Annotated in this window: 14 protein-coding genes and 2 tRNA genes; all 16 read right to left on the bottom strand. The window is 56.6% G+C overall.

Annotated elements, in window-relative coordinates; all coding sequences use genetic code 11:
- A tRNA-Glu gene (locus C4S74_RS25910) sits at positions 1-72 on the bottom strand.
- Positions 73-580: 508 nt separating this feature from the next.
- A complete protein-coding gene (locus C4S74_RS25900) occupies positions 581-3970 on the bottom strand; it encodes a glycoside hydrolase family 2 TIM barrel-domain containing protein (RefSeq protein ID WP_103998162.1) in 3390 nt (1129 codons plus the stop codon).
- A 2-nt stretch (positions 3971-3972) separates the two neighbouring features.
- Positions 3973-5673 carry an MFS transporter gene (locus C4S74_RS25895; protein WP_103998161.1) on the bottom strand — a complete coding sequence of 567 codons (1701 nt, stop codon included), beginning with the start codon at positions 5671-5673 and terminating at the stop codon, positions 3973-3975.
- A 116-nt stretch (positions 5674-5789) separates the two neighbouring features.
- A complete protein-coding gene (locus C4S74_RS25890) occupies positions 5790-6599 on the bottom strand; it encodes a carbohydrate ABC transporter permease (RefSeq protein WP_009672023.1) in 810 nt (269 codons plus the stop codon).
- Between the two features lie 21 nt (positions 6600-6620).
- Positions 6621-7583 carry a carbohydrate ABC transporter permease gene (locus tag C4S74_RS25885; protein WP_103998160.1) on the bottom strand — a complete coding sequence of 321 codons (963 nt, stop codon included), beginning with the start codon at positions 7581-7583 and terminating at the stop codon, positions 6621-6623.
- 26 nt (positions 7584-7609) lie between these two features.
- Positions 7610-8878, bottom strand: a complete 1269-nt coding sequence (locus C4S74_RS25880; protein ID WP_103998159.1) for a sugar ABC transporter substrate-binding protein — start codon at positions 8876-8878, stop codon at positions 7610-7612.
- Positions 8879-9124: 246 nt separating this feature from the next.
- A complete protein-coding gene (locus tag C4S74_RS27300; RefSeq protein ID WP_374755415.1) occupies positions 9125-10672 on the bottom strand; it encodes a response regulator in 1548 nt (515 codons plus the stop codon).
- Positions 10669-12372, bottom strand: coding sequence for a sensor histidine kinase (locus C4S74_RS25865; protein WP_258042617.1), 1704 nt, complete (start codon positions 12370-12372; stop codon positions 10669-10671). Before C4S74_RS25865 ends, C4S74_RS27300 begins: the two co-directional genes overlap by 4 nt.
- Positions 12373-12542: 170 nt before the next feature.
- A complete protein-coding gene (gene gcvPB, locus C4S74_RS25860) occupies positions 12543-14117 on the bottom strand; it encodes an aminomethyl-transferring glycine dehydrogenase subunit GcvPB (protein ID WP_103998157.1) in 1575 nt (524 codons plus the stop codon).
- Between the two features lie 445 nt (positions 14118-14562).
- Complete coding sequence (gene gcvPA / locus C4S74_RS25855) at positions 14563-15960, bottom strand: aminomethyl-transferring glycine dehydrogenase subunit GcvPA (RefSeq protein ID WP_103998156.1); 1398 nt, start codon at positions 15958-15960, stop codon at positions 14563-14565.
- A 342-nt stretch (positions 15961-16302) separates the two neighbouring features.
- On the bottom strand, positions 16303-17082 hold the full coding sequence (locus tag C4S74_RS25850) for an SDR family NAD(P)-dependent oxidoreductase (protein ID WP_103998155.1): 780 nt from the start codon (positions 17080-17082) through the stop codon (positions 16303-16305).
- A 193-nt stretch (positions 17083-17275) separates the two neighbouring features.
- Entirely contained in the window at positions 17276-19027 is a 1752-nt protein-coding gene (locus C4S74_RS25845) for an amylo-alpha-1,6-glucosidase (protein ID WP_103998164.1), read from the bottom strand.
- A 324-nt stretch (positions 19028-19351) separates the two neighbouring features.
- Positions 19352-20185, bottom strand: coding sequence for a carbohydrate ABC transporter permease (locus tag C4S74_RS25840; RefSeq protein WP_103998154.1), 834 nt, complete (start codon positions 20183-20185; stop codon positions 19352-19354).
- 21 nt (positions 20186-20206) lie between these two features.
- Positions 20207-21097, bottom strand: a complete 891-nt coding sequence (locus C4S74_RS25835) for a carbohydrate ABC transporter permease (RefSeq protein WP_103998153.1) — start codon at positions 21095-21097, stop codon at positions 20207-20209.
- A gap of 225 nt (positions 21098-21322) precedes the next feature.
- On the bottom strand, positions 21323-22729 hold the full coding sequence (locus C4S74_RS25830; RefSeq protein WP_103998152.1) for an ABC transporter substrate-binding protein: 1407 nt from the start codon (positions 22727-22729) through the stop codon (positions 21323-21325).
- A gap of 571 nt (positions 22730-23300) precedes the next feature.
- A tRNA-Asn gene (locus C4S74_RS25825) sits at positions 23301-23376 on the bottom strand.
- Position 23377 lies beyond the last annotated feature (1 nt).

Genomic DNA, 23377 nt, shown 5'->3' with positions numbered 1-23377 from the left:
TGACCCGTAGGGGATTCGAACCCCTGTTACCTCCGTGAAAGGGAGGTGTCTTAACCCCTTGACCAACGGGCCTTGATGTTTGTCTTTTTTGGCGACAAGGATTATTGTATCAGAAATTTAAAAGATTACAAGCTTTTTCTTATATCCAAAATATCCTAGAAATTTCCGCTATATGGTCATGCTTTTTCTGCCGTTTAAAACCGCGTTTTTCCCGACAAAATCAAGGGTTTCGGGGAGCACGTTTAAAAAGCCGCAGGCCGTATCCGGATCGCTAGATTTAAGACCATAAGCATGATACAGGAACATAAATTCGCTTGCGCGGGCATGACTCTCATAGTGGTTGTGGTTAAGCTGCGTCATGTAATGCCGGGAACCGCGAACTGCCTTAAATTCACGCCGGGTGCATGACTCTAATCTTCCGACGTTACGCAATTTACAAGCACGTGCTGGGGCACTGCGCGGCAGCTTGTCGAATCCCGCTCATTCAGAGTAAACGCAGGCTCATTAATGGTTAAGAACGTAAAAAACACGCCCTTGCTCACAGGAGCATAGGACGTGTTTGGTATGAAGGGGTTCTTGCTCAGTTTATGCCGCCGGAACGAAGAGCTGCCGCGGTCTGTTCAGGGTGCGCATCGCCGGATAGCGGCTTAAGCCTTACCGCAAACTGAAAAGCCAGCGGCTCCAGCACATGCGGCGGAAGCTGCTTCGGTCCGCAGCTGTTGCTGCCCAGCCCGTTCTGCTTGTAATCCAGGTGAAGCGTCACAAAATCCCGCGGAATCAGGTCGCATTCGTGCGAGGCCGCCTCCAGGTCCTCCGGCGTGTAGCGGCTGGCTCCGAAGTCAAAGACCGGCTGGCCGGATGCCATAAGACCGGAGCCCTGCACGCCGCGCAGGTATGCCCAGCGCACGTCGGAACGGTTGCCGCTTTCCTGCGGCTTGACGTACGGGAAGCGCAGGTCGTCGACCGCCGCGTCGTACAGGCCCATCTGCGCCGCCTGTCTGCTGTCCGGGTAAGATTCTCCCGGACCGAGCCCGTACCAGGTCACGCGGTCGGTGCTGCCGGGCAGCTCCATCCGCAGGCCGATGCGGGGAAGCATCTCCGGCGGCGTGCCGTCCGGATCGCCCTGCACGGACAGGTCCACCGTTCCGTCGGGACGAACGGTGTAGACCCACGTGCAGGCGAAGCCCCAGGCGTACACGGGCGGTGCCGTGCGGATGGAGACGGTCACGCGGACGGAGCCGTCCGCGAGGCGCTCCCAGCCGCTTCCGCGTACATCGTCGGCCGCCATGTGCACGCACGCCTTTCGCCAATCGGCGACAACGTACATGTCGTTGTCGATCGGGGCGCGCCACAAGGCGAGCCGCGGTCCGCCGCCTTCGGCGATCACCGGGTTGCCCGCATGCCGCCAGGAGGCGATGCGTCCCCGGGCGCGGTCGAAGACGAGCGTGAAGTCCGCTCCCGTCAAGGTGAGCTCGCGGTCCGCTTCTTCGACCCGGATCTCGTCAGCGGCTGTGGCCCGGGCAGCGTCATGCTGCGCAGGCGTCTCCTGCGAAGCGGCTGCCGCCATGCCGGACGCCACAGCCTCGCTTAAAGCCGCTTCGCCTGCGGTCTCCTCGGCATCCGCGGATGTCCTTGCAGGTCCGCCTTTAGCGGCTGCATGATTCGCAGAGGCTCCCGCGGAAGAAACGGCGGCGGCGTTGAGCACCGTCCCGGTCGTATCACGCTCCGGTTCCCCGGATGCTCTCCGGTCCCCTGCTTTCTCCTCGGAGACGGCATGGAGCGGGAACTGCGCCCACGCAATCTCGTGGCCTTCCTCCGCCCAGACTGCCGGAGAGGCCAGCACAATGCGCACGGTCAGCCAGTACTCGGCCGGGCTTCCTTCGCCTGCCGCCGGCACTGTCACTGTCAGGGGAAGACGGAGAGTTCCCTCTTCTCCCGCTGCCAGATTCGGCAGCTCGGCCGGTCCGCCGCCGACGAGGCGGCCGTCCGCCTCCAGCTTCCATGTGCAGCGGAAATTTTGAAGGGAGATAAAATCGTAATGGTTCCGGATAATCAGATCAACGGTCCCTTGGTTTTCGCCCGGCTCCCATCCGGAGATCTCAATAGATATCGGTTCAATCGTTTTCTTGTACTCCAAAAGACCCGGAGACGGCGTGCGGTCAGGTGTGACAAGTCCGTCGATACAAAAGTTACCGTTGTTCGGCTGATCGCCGTAATCTCCGCCGTAAGCGAAATATTCGCGGCCGTCCGCTTTTTTCCGCCGCAGCCCGTGATCGATCCACTCCCAAACGAACCCGCCCTGAAGCCTCGGGTACGTTCTGAACAGTTCCTCATAGTGCTCGAGCCCGCCGGGACCGTTCCCCATCGCATGGGCATACTCACACAAGATATGCGGTTTGTCCAGTTCCTTCATTTCCCCGAACCCGCGCATTTTCTCGGGAGACGAGTACATCGTGCTGAACACATCGCAGGCTTTTCCTTCGCGGTCTCCTTCGTAGTGAACGAGCCTCGTGGAATCGTAAGAGCGGCACCATTTGTACATCGCCTCGTGATTGCAGCCGAAACCGGATTCATTTCCGAGTGACCACATGATAATCGAAGGGTGATTTTCGTCCCGCAGGACCATTCTCCGCATCCGGTCCACATAGGCATGTTCCCAGGCGGGATCGCCGCTGAGCCGGTTAGCGTCCCCGATCAGCTCGAAGCCGTGCGTCTCCAAATCGGTTTCGTCCATGACGTACAGGCCGTACCGGTCGCACAGGTCGTAAAAGCGCGGATCGTTCGGATAGTGAGCCGTCCGCACCGCATTGATGTTGTGCTGCTTCATCATGCGGATATCCTGCTCCATAGTCTCCGGTGTAACGGTTCTGCCCGTATCGGGATGATGATCGTGACGGTTCACACCGCGCAGACGAATCGCTTTCCCGTTTACGAGCATAAGACCGCCTTTGACCTCGATGCGGCGGAAACCGGTTTTCAGCGCTGTCGTTTCGAGCACTTTTCCTTCTTCGTCCAGCAGAGTGACGATCAGGTCGTATAAATAAGGCGTTTCCGCGGACCAATGGCGGGGTTTCTTGATTTCCGCTTCAATTGCAATTTTCCCGGTTTCCGCGGTTCCGTCACTTTCCCCGTTGTTCGCGGTCCCGCTTTCTTTCCCCGAGACGATAAGGTTCCCTTCACGGTCCTGGAGCCTCCAGACCAGAGTGAACGAACGGGAAGCCGTATCTGCCGCATTCGCTACCGCCACCTTCACGCTGAGAAGTCCGTCTCTGCATGCTTCATCCAGCCCGGCGTGTACCCGGACATTTTGCAGATGCAGCTTCGGCCGGGCCACAAGAACGACATCGCGGAATATGCCGCTGAGCCACCACATATCCTGGTCCTCCAGGTAACTTCCTGCCGACCACTGATACACTTGCACGGCAAGAACATTCCGGCCGCTGCGGATAAAAGGCGACAAATCAAATTCCGCCGTCAGCCTGCTTCCTTCGCTGTACCCGACATACTCCCCGTTCAGCCAGACGTTGCAGGCGCTGTCTACTCCGTGAAACCGGATGACCACGTCCTTGTCCGTCCAACAGGCGGGCAGGGTAAACTCTCTCCGGTAGCTGCCCGTAGGGTTAGCCGCGGGCACACGCGGAGGATCGACCGGGAACGGATAGTATAAATCCGTGTAGTGGGGAGCTCCGTATCCGTGCAGCTGCCAGCAGCTCGGCACGGGAAGGCGGTCCCAGGCGGCCGCGTCGAACTCCGGCTCATAAAAACCCGCAGGCGCTTCCTCGGGCGAATTCGTGTAACGGAAAGCCCATGTGCCGTTTAGAAGCAGCGTCCGGTCCGAACGTTCCTCGGCGTAAGTAAGAGCCTTTTTTTCTTCTCCGTAGGGAATAAAACTGGCCCGGGCCGGCAGGCGGTCCCGCTCAAGCACGTCGAGATTTTCCCAATCCCGCCGCTGCAAATGTAGTTCCTTCATGTCTATGCTCCTCCTGCTTGGGGCTCACCCCTTAGATTTTCGTCGCGTTTGATCAAAGGCAGCACGCGGCTGCGGAAATAGATATAATTCACGATCAGCAGCACGCCCGCAATGAGAAACGGAGTGTGGTAATCGCCTGCATTCATAAAAAAACCCGCCGTCATCGTCGATAGAGACGATCCGACACAGCGGAAAACGGCCCGCATTCCCGCATACAAATTGCGGTCCTCTTCGCGCAGCGAGGACATGGTTTCGCTGTCGACCAGATTGCCGAGCAGCGAGAAGCTGCCGCTGCGTAGAACGAGCAGGGCCGCAAAGACCGGCGCCGGCTGCGCGATCAGGAGCAGAAAAGCCAGCCCCGCGTTGCCGAGGAACGCGCCTGTAAAGGCGGCTTTAGCGCCCCAGCGCTCCATGATTTTGGGAGCGGCCAGCGAAGCGGCAAACAGGACAAGCCCGTTGACCGTGTACACGTAAGAAATCAGATCGTCTTCCCACGCCGCCCGGAACTTCAAATACACATTCATGAACGGGCCGATGAACGAGAAAACGAATCCGATCAGGCAGGCGTTGGCGGCCAGCAGCCAGAGCGAGCGGTTGCGGAGCAGCCTGCGGATTGCCTGAGGCATACGCGGCAGAGATTCCGCGGGCCGCTTTCCGCGTGACACGGGTGGATTCGCCGAACTTTTGTGAGACGTATGCCGCTCCTCGGCGTCACTGTCTCCGGTTACAGGCGAATTCGCCAGGTTTTTGCGGAGCGCGTGTCTCTCTCCCTCGCCGCTGTTTCCCGTTGCGGAGTCCGGCGGGGAGCCGGCTGCTGCATCTGCGAGGACACGGTTACGGTTGTTATCCTTTGCCGCGGTCGCGCTCCCGCTTGCGGTGCCCCTGTCGGCCGGGGCGTATGTTTCGCTTCCGGCTGTCTTCGCCGCTGCCGCCAGTGCCGGAAGTTCACCATCCGCGATACTGCTATGCGTGGTGTCACGGCCCCTGCTGTCGGCTGCGGTCCCGGGGCGTGCTCCGCTCCCGGTCGGCTCCGCCGCTGCCGGAAGGTCATCGTCTCCGATGCCGCCTGTCGCCGGCGTAGTCTCTCCGCCACCGCCGCTGCCACCCGCCGCCCGCTCCGACGGCAGCAGCCGCAGACGGAGCAGAGACAGCACCGCGATGCATATGGCGGAAGCATAAAGCGACGGTGCGTGGCCCGCCGCCGAAGCGTCCGCCCGGGAGAGAATCCCCCCGAGCAGATTGCCGAGACCCGTGAACGCGGTAAACACCGCGAACATCCCGTGAAAAGCCCGGCTCTCCTCGCGGCGGGAGCGGCAGTACCGGAACAGGAGCTGGATTTCCGTCGTCTCGATACACATAAAACCGGCTGACGCAACCGCCTGGGCCGTATACCAGACCGGCAGGCTTCGTCCGGTGGCGAACAGGGCCGCTCCCGCGGCCACGAGCATCGAGCCCGCCAACAGCATGGGCTTGCGGCCGATTTTTCCCGCAAGCATTCCGGCGGGCAGAGCACCGATCCCCATGATCAGAATGCCCACGGCGGAAATGCTTGCGATCTGGCCCCCGCTTGCGCCCAGCGCCAGCAGGTGAAGATTCAGGGCAAGCGAATACAGCCCGATTCCGATCCCGTACAGCGCTTCCGTCGCCAGAAACCGCCGGACTCCGGTTGTCATGCTTGTATTGCTGCTGCGAAAACTAAACACATCTGTCCAATCTCCTTGCTGTCCGAAACTTGCGGGTTAACTTCCCTGCTTGCCGTTTTGACTATGATAGCTCTGTCATTGTTATCGTTCATCCCGGCTTTAAAGGAACATCGGCCTTACTTGATGCCCGTCATCGAAATGCCTTCCACGATATACCGCTGGGCAAGGAAGAACACCGCAAGCGGAGGCAGACAGATGATCGTCGTTACGGCCATTACCGAGGTCATGTCGACGCCGAACATTCCTTTAAACTGCGCCAGACCGAGCGTCAACGTATACATGCTCGCATCGTTCAGGAAAATGAGCGGTCCGAGATAATCGTTCCACGTGTCCAGCATATTGAAAACACTGACAAGCACGAGCGCCGGAAACATCAGGGGAATGATAATTTTCGTAAAAATTTTCAGATCCCCCGCCCCGTCGATTTTCGCCGCTTCTTCAAGCTCCGTCGGAATGGTCATAATAAACTGCCTCAGCAGGAAAATGTAAAATGCCGAGCCGAACCAGGACGGGACGATCAAAGGCTTCAGCGTATTGATCCAGCCCAGGAAATTAAACTCCATGTACAGCGGGATCATCGTAACGTCCCACGGGATCATCATCGTGGCAAGCACGACCATAAACAGTGCGTCCCGGCCCTTGAAACGGAACCGCGCGAATCCGTAAGCAACCAGCGAGGAAGAGATTAACTGGCCAATGTTGCACAGCACGGTGACGGTCAGTGAATTTTTCAAAAACACATTAAAAGGCTGGATGGTCCACGCCTTCGCGAAGTTTTCCCAGTGAAGCTCGGAAGGAATCCATTTGGGCGGATACATGTAGACCTCTTCCGGGCTTTTCAGAGCCGTCGTAACGAGCCAGAAGAACGGCATCAGGAACAGCAGCGAGAAAAACAGCAGCAGGGCATATGTGAGTACTTTCTTCATGTCTTCACCTCGCAATCGTCTTTACAGCGCTTTGCGCTTCGTTTTCCGGGCTTTGTTCTTCTTCAGTTCACCCTCGTAATAGACGAACATGGAGGTAGAGCGGAAGACCATCATCGTCAGCGCCAGCACGATCACGAACATGACCCAGGCGTTGGCTGCGGAATAACCCATTTTGAAATATTTAAAAGCGTTCTCGTACACATACATCGCATAAAAATAAGTCGAATTCAGCGGCCCTCCGCCCGTGAGCGTCAAAGCTAGCGTAAGCTGCTGGAAGGCGGCGATGATCGATGTGATCAGGTTGAAAAGCAGAGTCGGTCCCAGCATGGGAAGCGTAATGCGGATGAACCGCTTTAACGCGCCCGCGCCGTCCAGTTCGGCGGCTTCGTACAGATCGCCCGGGATATTTTTCAATCCCGCCAGGAAGATCAGCATCATGGAGCCCTGTGCCCACAAGCTTGCGGCAACCATCGCGATCATCGACCAGTTCGGCTCACGCAGCCAATCCGGTCCGGTAATTCCGACGAGGGACAGGAAGTAATTGAGAATCCCGTACTCCCCGCTGTACACCCAGGCCCAGATCATCGCCAGGGCAACGCCCGAAATGACGGAAGGCAGGTAGAACACAGTGCGGAAAATGCCGCTTCCCCGGACGTTCTGATTGAGCAGAACAGCCAGCAGAAGAGCGATAGCGAGATTGAGCGGTACGAAGATGGCGGCAAACCGGATCGTTACGCCCAGGGAATGCCAGAACAAAGGATCATTTGTGAACATATTCACATAGTTTTGGAAGCCGACAAAGGTTCGTTCGCCGACAATGGGCCAATCGAAAAAGGAAATGACGAGCGAAAACAGGAGGGGTCCGAGCGTAAAAGCCACGAACCCGATCATCCAGGGAAGAATGAAGAGGTAGGGGGTCAGCCTGCCTCTTCTCCAGATGCTGCGCCGCACGCCTTTTTGAATCTGCAAGGTGTTCGGTTGCATGGGCTCACTTCCGTTTCCCTAACGGGTTATTTGAAAAACTTTTGCGAATCGCGTACGGCCGTATCCATCGATTCCTGGGCGTTTTGTCCCAGCATAATGGCGTTGATGGCCGACGTTAAGTTGCGGTTGACTTCGTTCCATTTCGGGCTGAGCAGGAAAGCCGGGGTGTTGTCGCTTGCTTCGAGCATCGTATAGAACGACTTGTACATCGGATCCTGGTCAAGCTTGTTGCCTTCTACCACGCTTTTGCGCACCGGCAGGTCGCTCGTCCGCAGCTTGATCGCTTCCTCGGAAGCGTAATATTTGATAAACTCCCACGCCTCTTCCTTGTGCTTGGAGTTTTTGGACATCGAGACCGCGGATTCGGCGATTACGCCTTTAACCGGCTTGCCCGGGAAGACAGGCATGGATACCGTGCCGAAGTCGACCTTCGCTTCCTTGAATCCGTCCAGCGGCCAGATACCGCTTTCCCACATAGCGATTTTGCCCGCTTTGAAAATGTCGTCACCCGACTGCTGGTTCTTGCCGCCCACAATCACGGCCGTCTTCGCTTTGACGAGATCGCCGATCATGCCGACCGCCTCGACCGCCGGCTTTCCGTTCATGAAGCCTTCGATCGTTTTGCCGTCATCCGAGATAAAACTGCCGCCGTTGCTCCAGACAATTCCCTGAAGATCGTACGGATCATTCTCCGCGCGGACTCCGAAACCGTACTGCTTTTTGGCCGGATTCGTCAGCTTCTGGGCGGCGCTTTTGAATTCGTCCCACGTCCAGCCTTCTTTAGGTTGAGGGACGCCCGCTTCGTCAAACAGCTTTTTGTTGTAGTACATCACCCTTGTCGTAAAACCTGCCGGTATTCCGTAAGCGGTTCCATCGATCTTGACGTAATTGAACAGTCCGGGGTAAAAATCGTCCTGCTTCAATGTCGCATCGCTTTTCATCCGCTCATCCAGAGGTTCGAGGTTTTTGTAATACGTCGGAAAATCCCACATGTACATCACATCCGGCGCATTGTTGGCTCCGATGGAGGCGGCCAGCTTCTGATCGAATCCGTCCCCGTAAGCCTCGACCTGCACCTTGACGTTCGGATGCTTGGCTTCGAAGTTTTTGGCGATCGTTTCTTGGATTTTGAGCAAATCCCCGGTATCCCAGGTCGCGAAGCGCAGCGTCACTTTGCCGGCGCCGCCGCCGGAGTCTCCTCCCCCTTGGGCTTCTCCCTGCTTGGAGCTGCAGCCCGAGAGGGCAAGAGCGGTAACCATGGATCCGGTAAGCGCGAGAACGAGCGTCTTTTTCATAAAGTTCCCCCCATAAACATCTTAGGTGTGATGAGATGAATCCGTTGAATTGACTTCAGTTTACGGCAAATAAAGCGTTTTCAAAACGGAAGAATGTCCGAAAAAAAGTGCCGCTTTGCCCGCTCTTCGGGCAGCTTCCGGGGAAGGTGCCAATACGTCCGGCGCGAGGGGGTGTTTTTATCCGGCGATCCGTCACCGGGGCAAAAAAGAAGGTTTCCCTTCCGGGAAACCGCACGGGCAGAACGGCTAGCGAGCGTCCGTCATCCGCCGCTCCGTGCGGTAATGACTCGGGGTCTGTCCCGTGCATCGCTTGAACCATTTGCTGAAATATTTCGCATCCGGCATACCGACCCGGTCCGCGATGTCCTGTACCGTCAGCTTTGAGGTGGCGAGCAGCTCCGAGGCGATTCCGAGCTTCGTACGGCAGGTAAACGCCACGAAGCTTTCGCCCACCACGCGCTTGAACAGCGTGCTGAAATGACTCCGGCTCAGGCCGACCTCATGGGCCGCTTCCGCAACGGAGAGCTGCGAGTCCGCCTGCTCGACGATCAGGCGCACCGCCGCCGCAATCGGCTCAGGCCATTCGCCGATGCGCACGCGGTGGCGCGTCTCCAGCTCGATGCGGCCGTGCAGGCGGCGCACTTCCGCCAGCCAGCCGGACGCGCCGGCAAACGCCGCGCCCTCCGTCCAGCGAAGCTGCGGGTCCGCCGCTTTGCGCGCGCACAGGCGGGCGTTCCACGCCTGCCGCTCGCCCTCGGGGACGAGCAGCAGCACATGCTGCCCGCTGAGGGCGGCTGCCGCGCAGAGGCCCGCGGAGGCCAGCCCGGCGGCCAGGCGCGCGGCGCAGGTTGCCGGGCCCGGTGCAGCCGTGGCGCCGGTCGCTTCCGCGTCCGCCGATGCCGGGGCTCCGCAAGCGCTGGCGCCGTAGGCCTGCGCAGCGCCAGCTCCCGCGCGCGTGCCTTCGCCGCTGCCGGCGATGGCTCCCGTGCCCGGCACGACCGCCCCGCTTGCGCCGGCGGCTGTCCGCTGCGCCGCGCCGTCCGCCTGTGTGCCGGCATCGGCCCGGGCTCCGCCGGGCGCCCCGGCCACAAAGCTGCGGCTTCCGCTGTCGAAGCCTACCCCGCTCGCCGCGGAGCCGGATGCCGCACCGCCGGAACCGCCGACGACGCCGGACGCATCGACAGAACCGGCCGGGCCCGCCGTGCTTTCGCCGCAGCCGATCAGGTAAGGCACCGTCGGCTCTCGCATCCACCGCCACTCGCCTTCGAGCAGCCTCTCCAGCTCGGCGGGAAAGCGGTCCCGGATGCCGTGCAGCCATTCGCGGAGCGCTCCTTCCACGCCCGAGGACTGGTCCGTGGAGGACGCCTCGGCTCCCCCGGACTGTACGGGCGCCTGTCGGCCGGGTCTGCGGAGCTCGCTGCGAAAGCCTTCCAGGTAGTCTCCCAGCTCCTCGTCGCTGAAGTCGGTTTTGAGCAGATAGCCGGACGCGCCGTATTTGATCCCCTGCTGGGCATATTCGAAATCCCGGTGACAGCTGAGCAAGAGCGCTTTGGTCCGGGGCTCGTATTCCTTGATTTTGCGGATCAGCTCGATTCCCGTCATTCCCGGCATCACGATGTCCGTAATGACCACTTCCGGCTCATGCTCCAGGAATGCCTCCCAGGCCCGGGTCCCGTTCGGGGCATCCGCCACAACTTCCATCCCGTAGCGTTCCCAGGGCACCGTGCTGATCAGCCCCCTGCGGATAATCACTTCATCGTCGGCAATCAGTACGCGTATAGTCGTATCGCTCATTCCGTTTCCTCCTCCTTCGGAAGCATAATCCCGATGCATGTTCCTTTTCCCGGTTCCGACTCTACATCCAGCCCGTATTTATCGCCGAAATGCAGCTTGATCCGCTGATCCACGTTATAGATGCCGATGCTGCGTTTCTTGCTGCCGACCGCCTCTCCGGGACCGGCCAGAAGCTGCCGGGCCGCCTCCGGCTCCATTCCCTTGCCGTCGTCGCACACACTCAGCCGGATCGCATTTCCCTGCTCACGCACTTTGATTTCAATCATGCCCGCCCCGTCCTCGAATGCATGGAAAAAAATATTTTCCACCAAAGGCTGCAGCGTCATCCGCGGGATACGGACCTGATCCAGCTCAAGCTCTCCCGTATCGATACGGTAGGTAAATACATGGCCGAACCGGTATTCCTGGAGATTCATGTAATGATGAATTACATCCAGCTCCTCCTTCAAGCTGACCAGCTCGCGCGTGTAGTTCAGGTTGCCGTCGAGCACCTTGGTCAAGTGCAGAATCATCTGCTGCACCTCGGAGTTGCCCGCTATCCGCGCTTTCCACTGGATGGAAGCGAGCGTATTGATCAGCAGGTGGGGATTGATCTGGTGATGAAGCGCCCGGAGCTCCGCTTCTTTTTTCTGCCGCTCCACGCGTTTGACCTCCCCGAACAAATCCTGCAGCTGGACAACCATGTGATTGAAACTCCGGCCCAGACGACCGATTTCGTCTTCCGAATCAACGACGATCCGGGTTTCCAGACGGCCGAGCGAAACATCGCGGATGGAATCTTTCATTTTTTTAATCCGGCTGAGGAAACGCAGCGAACTGAAGTACGCCAGAACGAAAGCCAGCAAGATGGACAAGCTGACGGCCGTAAACGTAAACGTCCGGATCAGCAGAGACGACTGGTAAAAGTGCTGGTACGGCGTCCGCACTTCAATCTTCCAATCGGTCTCCTCCGACTGTTTCGTCCAGACGACATCGTCGTCACGTTTTGTATAGGGCTTCGCCGTCTGATACAGAATGCGTCCTTCATCCGATATGGTCAGGAAAGCTCCCGTATCCCGTTCGTACTCATGGAACGTATCCAGCAGCTTGTCGGCTTTTACTTCTATAAGTACCCTTGCATCCTCCAGTGCCCCCACCTGGTTATGAATCTGAAAAAGCAGGCCGATCACTTTTTCGCCCGGAACGTTGGAGGTGCCGCTGTACTGCTTGGGCTCGTAAATGCTGAACCGATACCCCGTGCGTTCCTCGCCGAACCAGGGGCTTTCCTCCACGAGATCGGTATTGGCGATACGCTCGCCGTAATAATAGCCGGACTTCGTCAGAATAAAAATGCCTTTCGTATCCAGCGTTTTATGGGCTTTTATATACTGTTCGAGCTGCTGCTCCTCTTTAAAGCCCAAGTAGGTCGTCGGAATCTCTTCATGCAGAACCGTAAAGTTAGGATCCAGCAGGTAAGACAAAATATCTCCGACCGTATATTTCATTTGAGCCAGTGTCGAATCGATCTGCACCTGCAGCTGGGATACCGTGTTTTCCCCGTAGCGCCCGAACTGCTCGTTTATCGTTTGCGAAGACTTGGTATACAGCACATAACCCAGTGACAATAGAGGGATGATGGCGACCAGCAAAATCAGCAGCACCAGCTTCCCCTGCAGGCTCCGGCGTAAACGAATCGGCAGTAGGCCCAGGTGTCTAAACAACGTAATCTCCCCCGCATGCAGTAAAGTAAGCGCTTCCGTAAAATGATTATAGCACGGGAAGGCTGTATGCACATGCCTCCCCGCGCTCTATGGAATTTGAAATATAACCCAGCGGAGTCCGCAGCCTGAACGCAGTCAGTACGGTGCCCCGCTTCCGTGCGCGGGACTCCTTAGCGGGCGGCCCCGGCCGGCTCGGTTTTTTTGAGATAGGCCCGCCATGTGATGCACCACTCTTTAGGATCGTCGAAGCTGGATTCGTCGATCCGGTGAACGGTACTGTTGTGAGGGGCGGTTTTCACGATTTCCGGATTTTCGTACGCTTCCTGCGAAATATGACGCAGCGCATCCAGGTACTCGTCAAGGTCTTCTTTGGAATACGACTCCGTCGGCTCCAATGTGAACGGCTGCGGAACGATGTACGGATGATGACTGGTCCAGTAATGCAGCCCGAAATCGCACATTCTGCGCTGGACATCCTCGGTCGTCACGCCCGTCTCCTTCGTCAGCTGTTCCCAGCTGTAGCGTACCTGCTCCAGGCGTCCGCCTTCCACATACGGGGCGCTGGCGCCTCTGATTTTCAAAATGTTCGCATACAAATAGTTGTTGTTGAGCACGGCTGTCTTAGCCACGTCCAGCAGTCCTTCGGGCCCCAGCGCGCGAATCCAGGCGTACGAGCGGAGCACCGTTTGGGCCACGCCATGGAACATCCGCACTTTGCCGATGCTTTCCTGGGTTTCCCCGCTCAGGCTGTAACGGCTGCCGTCGTATTCCACGACTGGACCCGGCAGGAACGGCGCCAGCTGCGCCGTTACGCCCAGCGCTCCGGTTGCGGGTCCCCCGCACATGTGAGGCGCCGCGAACGTCTTGTGCAGGTTGAAGAAGCACATATCGAAGCCCGCTTCTTTCGCCCGCGCAATGCCGAGAAGCCCGTTCGCGTTGGCCTGGTCGTAGAAGCAGATTCCGCCCGCCTCGTGCACAACGTCCGTAAATTCGCGGATCCGGGGGTTGAAGATTCCGGTATCCTCCGGGTTCGCCACGACAAAACCTGCCGTCCTCTCGGACACCGCGTTTTTCAGCGCTTCCAGATCCGGGAAGCCGTCCTTGTCCGGGTACAAGGTGATGATTTTGTACCCTTTTACCGCGGCGGTTGCGGCCTGGGAAGGGTGAGAGAAGATCGTCGTGATAATCTCGTCGCGCTTCTCTCCTTCCCCGTTCGCATCGTGATAAGCCCGTACAATGGACGCCATGGCGAAAAGCGCCTGCGTACCGCTGCTCGGCTGGAAAGAGAACCGGTCCAAGCCGGATATTTCCCTCATCGCCAAATCGAGGCCGTGATAAATTTCCAGCATGCCCTGCACGGTGTCCGGATCTTGCAGCGGATGGAGGTCCATCATTTTGGGGCTGCGGATAAGCATCTCGTTGATCCGCGGAATGTACTTCATCGTGCAGGTTCCTTGACCGATTTCCACGTTGAAATCGGAACCCAGCGTTTCCTGCGACAGGCGCAGATAGTGCCGCAGCACTTTGGCCTGGCCGATCTCGGGAAGGGCCGGTGCCGTTTCTCTGCGCATGGATGCCGGCAGGGAGGACAGGCCGTCGCCCACCTCGGCTTCCACCTCCGGCTCCGCCGCCGGTACCAGAATCCCCCGCTCGCCCGGACGGTGCAGTTCGAATATGACAGGCTCATCCCATTTCGCCTGGTGGAACTTGCGGACCTTGCTGTTTCGTTCGATTCGTTTGATCATGGAGCCGATATCCCCTCTCATCGGTGGTTGGTTCTTTGGGTTGGTTTTATTGCTTGGTTTTATTGCTTGGTTTTATTGCTTGGTTTTATTGCTTAGTCCTGGCGCTTAGTTCTATTTCTTGATTCTGGCGCTTGGCTTCGATAATTGACTCTATCGAATAATTTCGTCGGTTCCATTGACCAGTTCCATTGTCCAGTTCCATTAACCGGTTTCGTTAATTTGTTCTATCGACCGGTACTACTGGTTGGTTTTATATTGGTTTTATATTGGTTTTATATCTGCCTTTATATCTGGTCTTATAACTAATCTTATAACCGGGTTTATATCCGATCCTATATCCGTCTCTATACCCGTTATTTCTCGGATCGTTTGACGTGCACGCGTCTCGTCTCATTCCTCCGGCATCTTCTCCGCTCCCTGACAAAGGGATCGCATAAGGGGATCGTCAGACACGGCCCAGTACTTTTTTCAACGCCTCCGCAAGGGTATCGATATCCTGCTTGGTGTGGATTTCCGTTACACAGTAGAGCGCACATTGTCCCCATTCCGCAAATTCTGCGGACAAGTCCTTGCCTCCGAAAATATCCTGCTCCAGCAGAAGCTTGTTGATCTCCGCCACGCTTTTGCCGGTCGAATTGAAATCAACGACAAATTCCTTGAATGTGGACGCGCTGAATTTTATGCTGACTCCCTCGATTTCGGACAGCCGCTTCTTGGCGTACTCCGCCTGCTGAACGATGGTCTGGCCGACTTCAAGCATTCCCTGCGGTCCCATCAGTGTCAGATAGACGCCTGCCGTGATTCCCCACAGTGCGGTCTGCGTGCCGACGGATTCTTTCCCTTTTTCCCGCTTCGCAAAAGAAGTCCGCTCATACGCCACGTCACCGAAGCCGTACTCGCCTTCCACCGAAGTCGGCGCGATTCCGAACAGCCGGGACGGGTATTCCATCACGTAAGCTTCTTCGTCGCGCGAAGCGATGAAACCGGCCTGACCTCCGCCGTAGTTCATGCGGATGCCAAGGGGCTGGAGATCGCCGCAGACAAGGTCCGCTCCATAGCGGGAAGGCGGCTTAAGGACGCCCAGCGAGATCGGGTCCACGCCGACGACAAACACCGCGCCAGCCTCCTTCGCAAGCTTGCCGATCGCTTCCCCTTGAATCTCGATGTGACCGAGATAGGAAGGGTTCTCGATATAGACGGCCGCGGTCTCCGCGCTCAGCTTGCCCTGCAGATCGTCCAGATCCAGCAGTCCCGTCGCGGGATCGCAGCCGACGAGGGTGCAGCGGATTTGCGGCGACAGGTAGTTGCGGATGATAAGCAGCCGGTCCGGATGAGTCGTCGCCGGCAGCAGCACCTCGCTGCGTCCGTTCATCCGTGCCGCCATACGCAGAGCGGTGGAAGCGGCCTGGGCCCAATCGAACGTCGGCACGTTGACGACGTCCATGTCGACCAGCTCGGCCAGAAGACTCTGGTACTCGAACAGCGCCTGAAAACGCCCATGGTCCTCGTAAGGCTCTCCCGCATACGCGGTAACGAACTCCGAGCGCTGGCTGATTTCGTCGCATACCGCGGGCACGTAATGCTGCCAGCAGCCCGCCCCGAGGAAGTTAAGCCGCTCCCGGGCATGAAGATTGCGGTTCAGCAGCGTTTCGATGTGACGCTGAAGCTCATACTCGTTCAAGGCCGGACCGATTTGAAGCTCGCTGCGGTAACGCAAAGATTCCGGTACCATGCGGTACAGCTCTTCGATATTAGCCGCCCCGATCACTTGGAGCATGTCCTTTTGTACGTCGGATACCGTGTTCGGTATATATGGATGGGATGAAGACTGCCTGGTTGCCATCGGAAAACCTCCCTGTATCTGCTTAATGGTCGAATGTTAAAATCCTGATAAAAGATGAAAAATGAGGAGTACCTTGCCGTTAAAATCGCCCATGTGATGTCTAATCGCAATTTTTCTGTGCCGTGACACAGAGTTTTATTGATCCGTCGATGCTCAGGCGGCCCCACCGACCGCCGTGCAGTGTCTCAACGCGCGATTACGATTCGCGTGCGCTGGAAATCTGCCTGCTTATCGCTGCCCGGCTCTGCCCATGCTGCAAAACTCGCCGGTTCTTTGCTGAACAGGCGCTTGCTCGCGTCCAAGTTCCCAAACTCAACCGGCAAGCTCCGGGGCCGCAAAAGCTTACGCCAAGCCTCCGCCGTCCACGACGAGAACCGAGCCTGTGACCCAGGCGGACATTCCGCTTGCCAGGAAAAGCACCGCGTTAGCGATGTCCTGAGGCGTTCCCAGCCTGTTCAGCGGACGCTCGGCGGAAGCTACGAGGAAGCTTGCCTCGTCGCGGCTCAATTGCTTGGCTTCGTCGCGCAGAAGCGGCGTATCCGTATCCCCCGGACAGACGCAGTTTACGCGGATTCCCGCAGGACCGTGGTCAATCGCCATTCCGCGGGTCAGGTTCACTACGCCCGCTTTGGCCGCGCAGTAAGCAGCCGCCTGGTCGCCGCCTTTAAGCCCCCAGCCCGAGCCCGTGTTGATGATGCTTCCGCCGCCGTTTTTTTCCATGACGGGGATCGCATATTTGGACAAAAGGAAAGTCCCTTTTAAGGAAACGTCGATCACAAGATCCCACTGCTCTTCCGTTAGCTCCACAACCGATTTCCGCCGGATTACCCCCGCGTTGTTGAAAACGATATCGATCCGTCCCGTTTCCCGGACCGCCGCTTCGACCGCGGATTGGCAGTCTTCCGCCCGTGTAACGTTGCAAGGGACATATCGGGCGAAATGACCCTGCTCCGTAAGGAGACGCTCGGCTTCGCGCCCGCCGGCTTCGTTCATATCCAGCAGCATAACCTTTGCCCCGTTGGCTGCCAGTGTCTGAGCGGCCGCAAGACCGATTCCCGAAGCGGCTCCCGTGACCAGAGCCGTTTTGCCGGTTAAATCCAGCGGAGAATTGTTCGTTGTCATTTGTTTTACCCCCTTGGTTGGCTTCGTGCTCGTGCTTGGTATGTTTTCATACTTGGTTGCTCTCATGCTTGGTATGTTTTCATACTTGGTTGCTCTCATGCTTGGCTTGCTTTCGTACTTGCATTACTTTCGTGCTTGTATAACTTTCCGTTCCCCTTTTAATTATTACTGAAGCCCCGATACAGCCGTCTTACTACTCCCGGCTGTCAGCGGATGCCGCACCCGTAACCGTCTCTTCTTCCCTGCAGCTGCCGGCCAGCATAAGAAAAACGCTCGACGTCCACGTGAACGCCCGGTCTCGCAGCCCCTCGCCGGTTACGGCGTCGAAGTTCTCCGCCATACCGGACCCCGCCGCCATGCGGCAGAACTTGCGGGCCAGCTCCGAGGCAAACGCCTCATCGCCCGCGCCGCGGAGTCCTTCCACGATCAGCATCGTGGAAGGCGCCCAGATCGGGCCGCGCCAGTAGCCGTCCGCCGCATAGTATGGGCTCGACGTGCTCTCCGTCGCCAGCCCGTTGCCGGTCAGGAAGCGGTCCGGCTGCTTCAAATCCGCGATCACCTTCTCGCGGATAGGGCCGGGGAGCCGGCTTCCCAGCACGATCGGGACGAACGTCAGCAGGCTGTCTCCGGCCGAACGCTCGTGGGAGCCGGAACGCATGGCCGTGAAGCGGCCTTCCGCCTCATCCCAGAAGTGCGCGATCAGCTTCTGGAGCAGCTCCCGGGCCCTCGCCGACCAGCGTTCGGCCTCCTCGTCCAAGCCGAGTCTCCGCGCGGCGGTTGCCAGCACTTCCATCTGGATGACGAGAAACGCCGAAAGATCCGGGCTTTCCACGGGGATATCCGTCAGGAACGCCGTGCTGTTGTCCCAGCCGCTGTCATTGCCGTGGTTGTACTGCGGAATTCCGTCTCCATCGTCATCGCGGTACCGGAACCACCACGTCGTCCATTTGCCGAGCGGCTCGTAAATTTCCCGAAGCCGTTCATCCGTAACCGCCGACGAATGTTCCATCATCCAGTTCAGTGTCCAGCCGTGAATAGGCGGTTTGCAGCAGTTCCAGAGCGCATATTTATCGTTTAAAAAGTCAGGCAGCATTCCGCTTTCATCCTGCCTGTCAAAAAATATCGCAAACTGATCCCAGGCCAGGTCCGGGTTCGTTCCGGCCAGTGCCATCGCATTGAAGCAGTGATCCCAGCTCCAAATATTCGTCATCCAATTCTTGGACATGTACATCGCGGGACGGGATAAATAGCCGTCCGCTCGTACCACGCAGGACCACGTAATATAGGCGGCAAGCGTCCGCGCCTCTTCCCAGTCCTCCGGCGTTTGTATCGTGCGCGCGAGCCACTGCTCCCACTCTTGACCCGCCATAGCCTCGGCCTCTTCGTAAGAATATTTGCCGCGCTGTCCGGGGACTGTCCGGTATTCTTCGAGAGACAAGTCGAACGACTGGCTTTCCCCGCCGGGAACGATCCCGAACGAAATATGTTTGGCACGGAGTCCGCCCCAGACCACATCGGGTTCGAAATGACCGAGCAGCGGCGAGAGCAGAATCCGGACCTCCCGCGAGAAACTGTTAAGCTCCCAGCCTCTTTCCTGATAAGGAAGCGCGTAATCGTACGCGCTTAGCTCCGCCGTCAGCTTCAGACCGATCCCTTCGCCTCTGACACGGATGCAGTCCGGCTCCGGAATGCACCATTCCATCCAGCCCGTTCCGCTTTCCAGGCGAACTTTGACGGGGGAAGCTTCCACCCTGTAATCGGTCAGCGCTTCCCGGCTCTGCGGATCAATGGGCGTGATGCCGAACAGGACACCGGCCTGCTCGTCGCCCCCGCGGATCATTCGTACGTAAAGCCCTTCGCTGCGTTTATCGCTTTGCGGCAGTTTCGATAGGGCGAAATAAGAACCAAAGCGGCTGAATGGCACCACAGACAGATCAAAATTCATAGTTGCAGCCCCCCGTTGTTCCTCAGATTCGATATTGCTGCTCGTGAAGAGAGCGTTTACATAAAATTGTACCGGAAAGAAAAGAATCTCCACACCGACGCTTGTTGGTATCTTCGTGTCATTTTGCACCTGCTGCACCGAAGTTTCCAGCCGGAGGCAATCAAGGTGCCATTTTGTATGCGGAGATTCGTCTTTTTGTTCAATCACCCTTTTCCCGGATAACAAAAAAACCGCCCCGAGGCCATTCACCCCAGGACGGTTTTCTGTTTAAACCACCAATCCATTATGACAGGCTCCTCCTCTTGGAGCGTCTGCCGCTGCCCCCTATCCTTTCGTCCCCCCCTGAAGACCGAATCCCTTCGACATAAATCTCTGGGACAGGATATACAGAATGACGGAAGGAATGGCGTACAGGACCGAAAACGCCGCCAATTTGCCGTAATCCGCCATCCCGTACTGCCCGAAAAACTGATACAACTTCAACGATACCGGGAAGTTATCGGGAGATTGCAGAAGAATATACGGAACGAAGAAGTTCCCCCAGCTTCCCGAAAACGTAAAAATCGCTACCGTACAAATACCGGGAACCATCAGCGGAGCCACCACCTTGCGGATGCCTGTGAACACAGACGCTCCGTCAATCCAGGCCGCTTCTTCCAGCTCGCTTGGCACCGAGTCCATGAAGTTCTTCAGCATCCAAATGCCATACGGCATGGACGAAGCCGCGAAAAATAAGATGACGCCAAAAATATGATCATACAGCTTGGTGGTCAAGAACAATTGATATACCGGAACCATAACCGCCGTAATCGGAAGCGAAGTCATGAACAAGACGGTAAGCATAAACGGTTTTTTATACTTTAATTGATAGCGGGACAACGGGTAGGCCGCAAGCAGGGCCAGAATAACGACGAATACGGCTTGACCCAGAGACATGATGAGACCGATCATATAGGCCCGCTGATTTTCCGGGTTGGCGATCACCTCCGCATAATTCGTCCCGGTCAGCCGTTCGGGAACCTTAAGCGACTGCATCGCATTGGAATCGACAGATGCTACCAGGACCCACAAAAGGGGCAGAATAAAACAGATGCCGATGAAAACAAGAATCGGATACGGCAAAATGCGATACATCCATTTACGCTGGCTCGTATTCATACGGTGTTCTCCCTTGTAAGTTTACTCTTTCATCGCGCGGATATAGAACAAGCTGAGGATAATGCCGAGCAGCAGCAGGAGCAGCGATATGGCCGTCCCGTAGCCGAGCTGATAATTCACAAATGCCTGGTTATACATAAAAATAGGCAGTGTCGTCGTCGAGGTTCCCGGTCCTCCTCCGGTCATCGCATAGATGAGCCCGAATACACCTAAAGTCTGCAAAGTAACGAGCATCATATTGGTGGTTAAAGTTCCTTTTATAAGGGGCAAAATAATTCTCGTCAGGATCTGCCACCTGGATGCTCCGTCAACTACAGCCGCCTCTTCGATCTCCGCAGGCACATCGTCCAGCGCCGCTTGAAAGACGAGCATGGAAAACGCCGTCCCGTGCCAGATGTTAGCCAAAATAATCGTGATCATCGGAACGGTATACAGCCATGCTACGACCGGAAGGCCGGCAAACGACAAGATGGCATTCAAAGTCCCCTCATCCCCGAAAAAGCTGTACAGACATAGAGCGCAAACAATTTCAGGGGTCACCCAGCCTGCCAGCACGATAGTTCCGATCACCCGCCGGAAGTGCTTATTTTTATGTTTCATGAGGAGCGCAATCAGGAAACCCAGCACCTGCTGCCCGATAACCGCCGATCCGATCAGAAAAACGAGGGTATTCCAAATGCTGATTCTGACCGTAGGGTCCTGGAACATACGCACATAGTTATCGAATCCGATAAATTTGAGTTCTTTCGCCGCTTCCCCCGTCAACGCCAGGTTTGTAAAGGAATAATAGAAAGTCAGCAAAATCGGATAAATAAAAAACACCAGCATAATCGCTATCGAAGGAAGTAAAAAATAAAACCACGAAGAGGTTCGTTTTTTCCTGTAAAGGCCTTCGGCCGCCAAACTGCCCATCCTCATCTTCCTCCCGCATTTTAACTGGTGACCACCGTCATGAGACGCCGAACCCGAGTGCCGAAATCTTCATGCGGTTCGGACCGAACAAGAACCCGCCCAAGCTTCGTTGAGGCAACCGGCGTGCTGTACGATTGTACGATGCCGCATGACGGTGATCATCCTCTTCTTTTCCGTCCTTCCTGCCGTCTCTAAACGGAGCTTGAGCGGTACCCTGACTGACGTTTACTTGGCCGTGACATGCTCCGCGCCTGCAATCCGGGTTACATCCTGCGTATATTTACTTAAAGCCGCCGCGGGCGTTGTCCCCGTCGCCACCGATTCGACCATCGTTTGAATCTGAGTGGACACTTCCGGGTATTTATCCTGCGCGGGCCTGAACTCGGCGTTCTTCAAATATTCGGTTGCCAGCTCATTAAACGGCATTTTCGTGTACCCCGGATCTTTCGCCACGTCTGCCCGGACCGTTATATTACCTGAAGCGATCACGAGCTTCTGGGTATTCTCTTTATTCAGTGCATATTTGATAAAATTCCATGCCTCGTCTTTATGCCGCGCATTACTCGGAATCGACAAGGCCCATCCTCCGGCTAACGTGATGGATCCGGGAGCCTGGCCTTTGCTGGTCGGCATGGGCGCAAACCCGAGCACATCTTTATAAGCCGGCCAAGGTGCAGCTCCGCCCTCCAAATAATTGCCGGTTATCCAGGACCCGTCCAGGGAAATCGCCAGCTTGCCTTTCGGCAAATATTCACGCGTAGCCGTGTTTCCGGCTTGGCCGTTCAGCACTTTGGACAGCGGCGGTCCGAGCTTTTCCTTCGTTACCGTTTCGATAAAACCAAGCGCATCCAGAATCCCCTGGCTCTTCACAATCCATTTTCCGCCCGCCTCGTCGTATAACCTCTCCCCGGTGCCATAGAGAAGCATTTCGTAAGTCTGCATCGAAGTCGCTTCTCCCGTAGCCTTGCCCATGTTCATCCAGATCGGAACCACATCCGGAGCTTTCTCCTTAATTGTTCTTGCCGCGTTCAAAACCTCATCCCAATTTTTAGGCTTCCAATTCTCGGGAAGCCCGGCTTTCTTGAAAATCTCCTTGTTGTACCACAGTCCCCTCGAATCCGTGTTGTAAGGGACCCCGTATACCTTGCCGTCGCTTGCGGTAACCCCTTTTTTCATAGCTTCGATAAAAGAGCCGTTTGTCCAATCTTCCCATCCTTTTAACCTGTCATCCAGCGGTTCCAGGTATCCCGCACTCGCATCCGAGTTCAAGATGAACGTGTCCTCCGTCACAATGTCCGGGGCCGTATCCTTCGATTTCAGTGCCAAAGCTATCTTGGCAAAATAATCCCCCTCAGACGCCTGAATCGGAGTCGGCTTGATTTCCACACTTTTATCCGGATAACTGGCCGCCACTTCCTTGATCCATTTAAAAAGAGCGCCCTGCTCGCCGATTCCATCGTCTCTATAAGTAATCGTTATCGTTTTTTTAGCGGCCGGGGAATGTTCCGCATCATTTCCTGTCTGGGTCGGTCCCGGTGTCGTTTTTACGCTTTGGCCGGAACACCCGAATAACAAGGCTGCACTTAATAAAACCGCCGTGACGCTCAACCTCTTTCTTCTTCCTTCTGCCATGGCTTGCCCTCCTTATTTTAGATACAGCTGGCTGCTACAGATAAGAGATTATTTTAAGCGCTTACATAATGGTTTATTTCACTATATTTTTATAATCCGCTAAAAAGAACTTTTATTTATTATTATCAATGAAAAGTAAAAAACCGTTTCCCTGTAAAACAGAGAAACGGCTGCCGCTGAATGGACATGTATGCAAGAACCCCATGACATAATTTTAGAGGCACGATGTACGAGCCCTGCATTTGAAATGAATTCTTCATGTCTTGCAGCTCCGCGGTCCGTACCACTACCATGTAGGTTACATAAGCTGATCGACCGGCTAGGAGATTGAAGTATAACCAGGAAAATATATCGGCACACAATTTGCCGGCCAGCCGGCTTTCCGATCGCCTTAACCAGTCACCAGCTATCTTCCCGCAGCCCCTAACGTGCAGAAGTCAAGCAGACGGCGGTGGGCCGAGTAATCTCTCGTCGTTCGCCCATACCGAAGCTGGACCGTAATTGTTTAAATCCAGTTGTGTCCGCTTTAGAAAGCATCAAAAAAAGAGCCTCTCGGCTCTTGTTATATGTATGGCTCCCCGAACAGGACTCGAACCTGTGACAACTCGATTAACAGTCGAGTGCTCTACCAACTGAGCTATCAGGGAA

The organism is Paenibacillus sp. UNC499MF (genome assembly GCF_900107975.1).
Classification (GTDB): Bacteria; Bacillota; Bacilli; order Paenibacillales; family NBRC-103111; genus Paenibacillus_F.
Note: the sequence above shows the minus strand (reverse complement) of the source record. Positions and strands in the feature narration are given on the sequence as shown.

What these genes read in the sequence shown, in the direction of transcription:
- C4S74_RS25840 (WP_103998154.1), bottom strand. Translation starts at nt 20,185, where the DNA reads ATGAATACGAGCCAGCGTAAATGGATGTATCGCATTTTGCCGTATCCG.
- C4S74_RS25830 (WP_103998152.1), bottom strand. Translation starts at nt 22,729, where the DNA reads ATGGCAGAAGGAAGAAGAAAGAGGTTGAGCGTCACGGCGGTTTTATTA.
- C4S74_RS25850 (WP_103998155.1), bottom strand. Translation starts at nt 17,082, where the DNA reads ATGACAACGAACAATTCTCCGCTGGATTTAACCGGCAAAACGGCTCTG.
- C4S74_RS25880 (WP_103998159.1), bottom strand. Translation starts at nt 8,878, where the DNA reads ATGAAAAAGACGCTCGTTCTCGCGCTTACCGGATCCATGGTTACCGCT.
- gcvPB (WP_103998157.1), bottom strand. Translation starts at nt 14,117, where the DNA reads ATGATCAAACGAATCGAACGAAACAGCAAGGTCCGCAAGTTCCACCAG.
- C4S74_RS25885 (WP_103998160.1), bottom strand. Translation starts at nt 7,583, where the DNA reads ATGCAACCGAACACCTTGCAGATTCAAAAAGGCGTGCGGCGCAGCATC.
- C4S74_RS25835 (WP_103998153.1), bottom strand. Translation starts at nt 21,097, where the DNA reads ATGGGCAGTTTGGCGGCCGAAGGCCTTTACAGGAAAAAACGAACCTCT.
- C4S74_RS25890 (WP_009672023.1), bottom strand. Translation starts at nt 6,599, where the DNA reads ATGAAGAAAGTACTCACATATGCCCTGCTGCTGTTTTTCTCGCTGCTG.
- gcvPA (WP_103998156.1), bottom strand. Translation starts at nt 15,960, where the DNA reads ATGGCAACCAGGCAGTCTTCATCCCATCCATATATACCGAACACGGTA.
- C4S74_RS25845 (WP_103998164.1), bottom strand. Translation starts at nt 19,027, where the DNA reads ATGAATTTTGATCTGTCTGTGGTGCCATTCAGCCGCTTTGGTTCTTAT.
- C4S74_RS27300 (WP_374755415.1), bottom strand. Translation starts at nt 10,672, where the DNA reads ATGAGCGATACGACTATACGCGTACTGATTGCCGACGATGAAGTGATT.
- C4S74_RS25900 (WP_103998162.1), bottom strand. Translation starts at nt 3,970, where the DNA reads ATGAAGGAACTACATTTGCAGCGGCGGGATTGGGAAAATCTCGACGTG.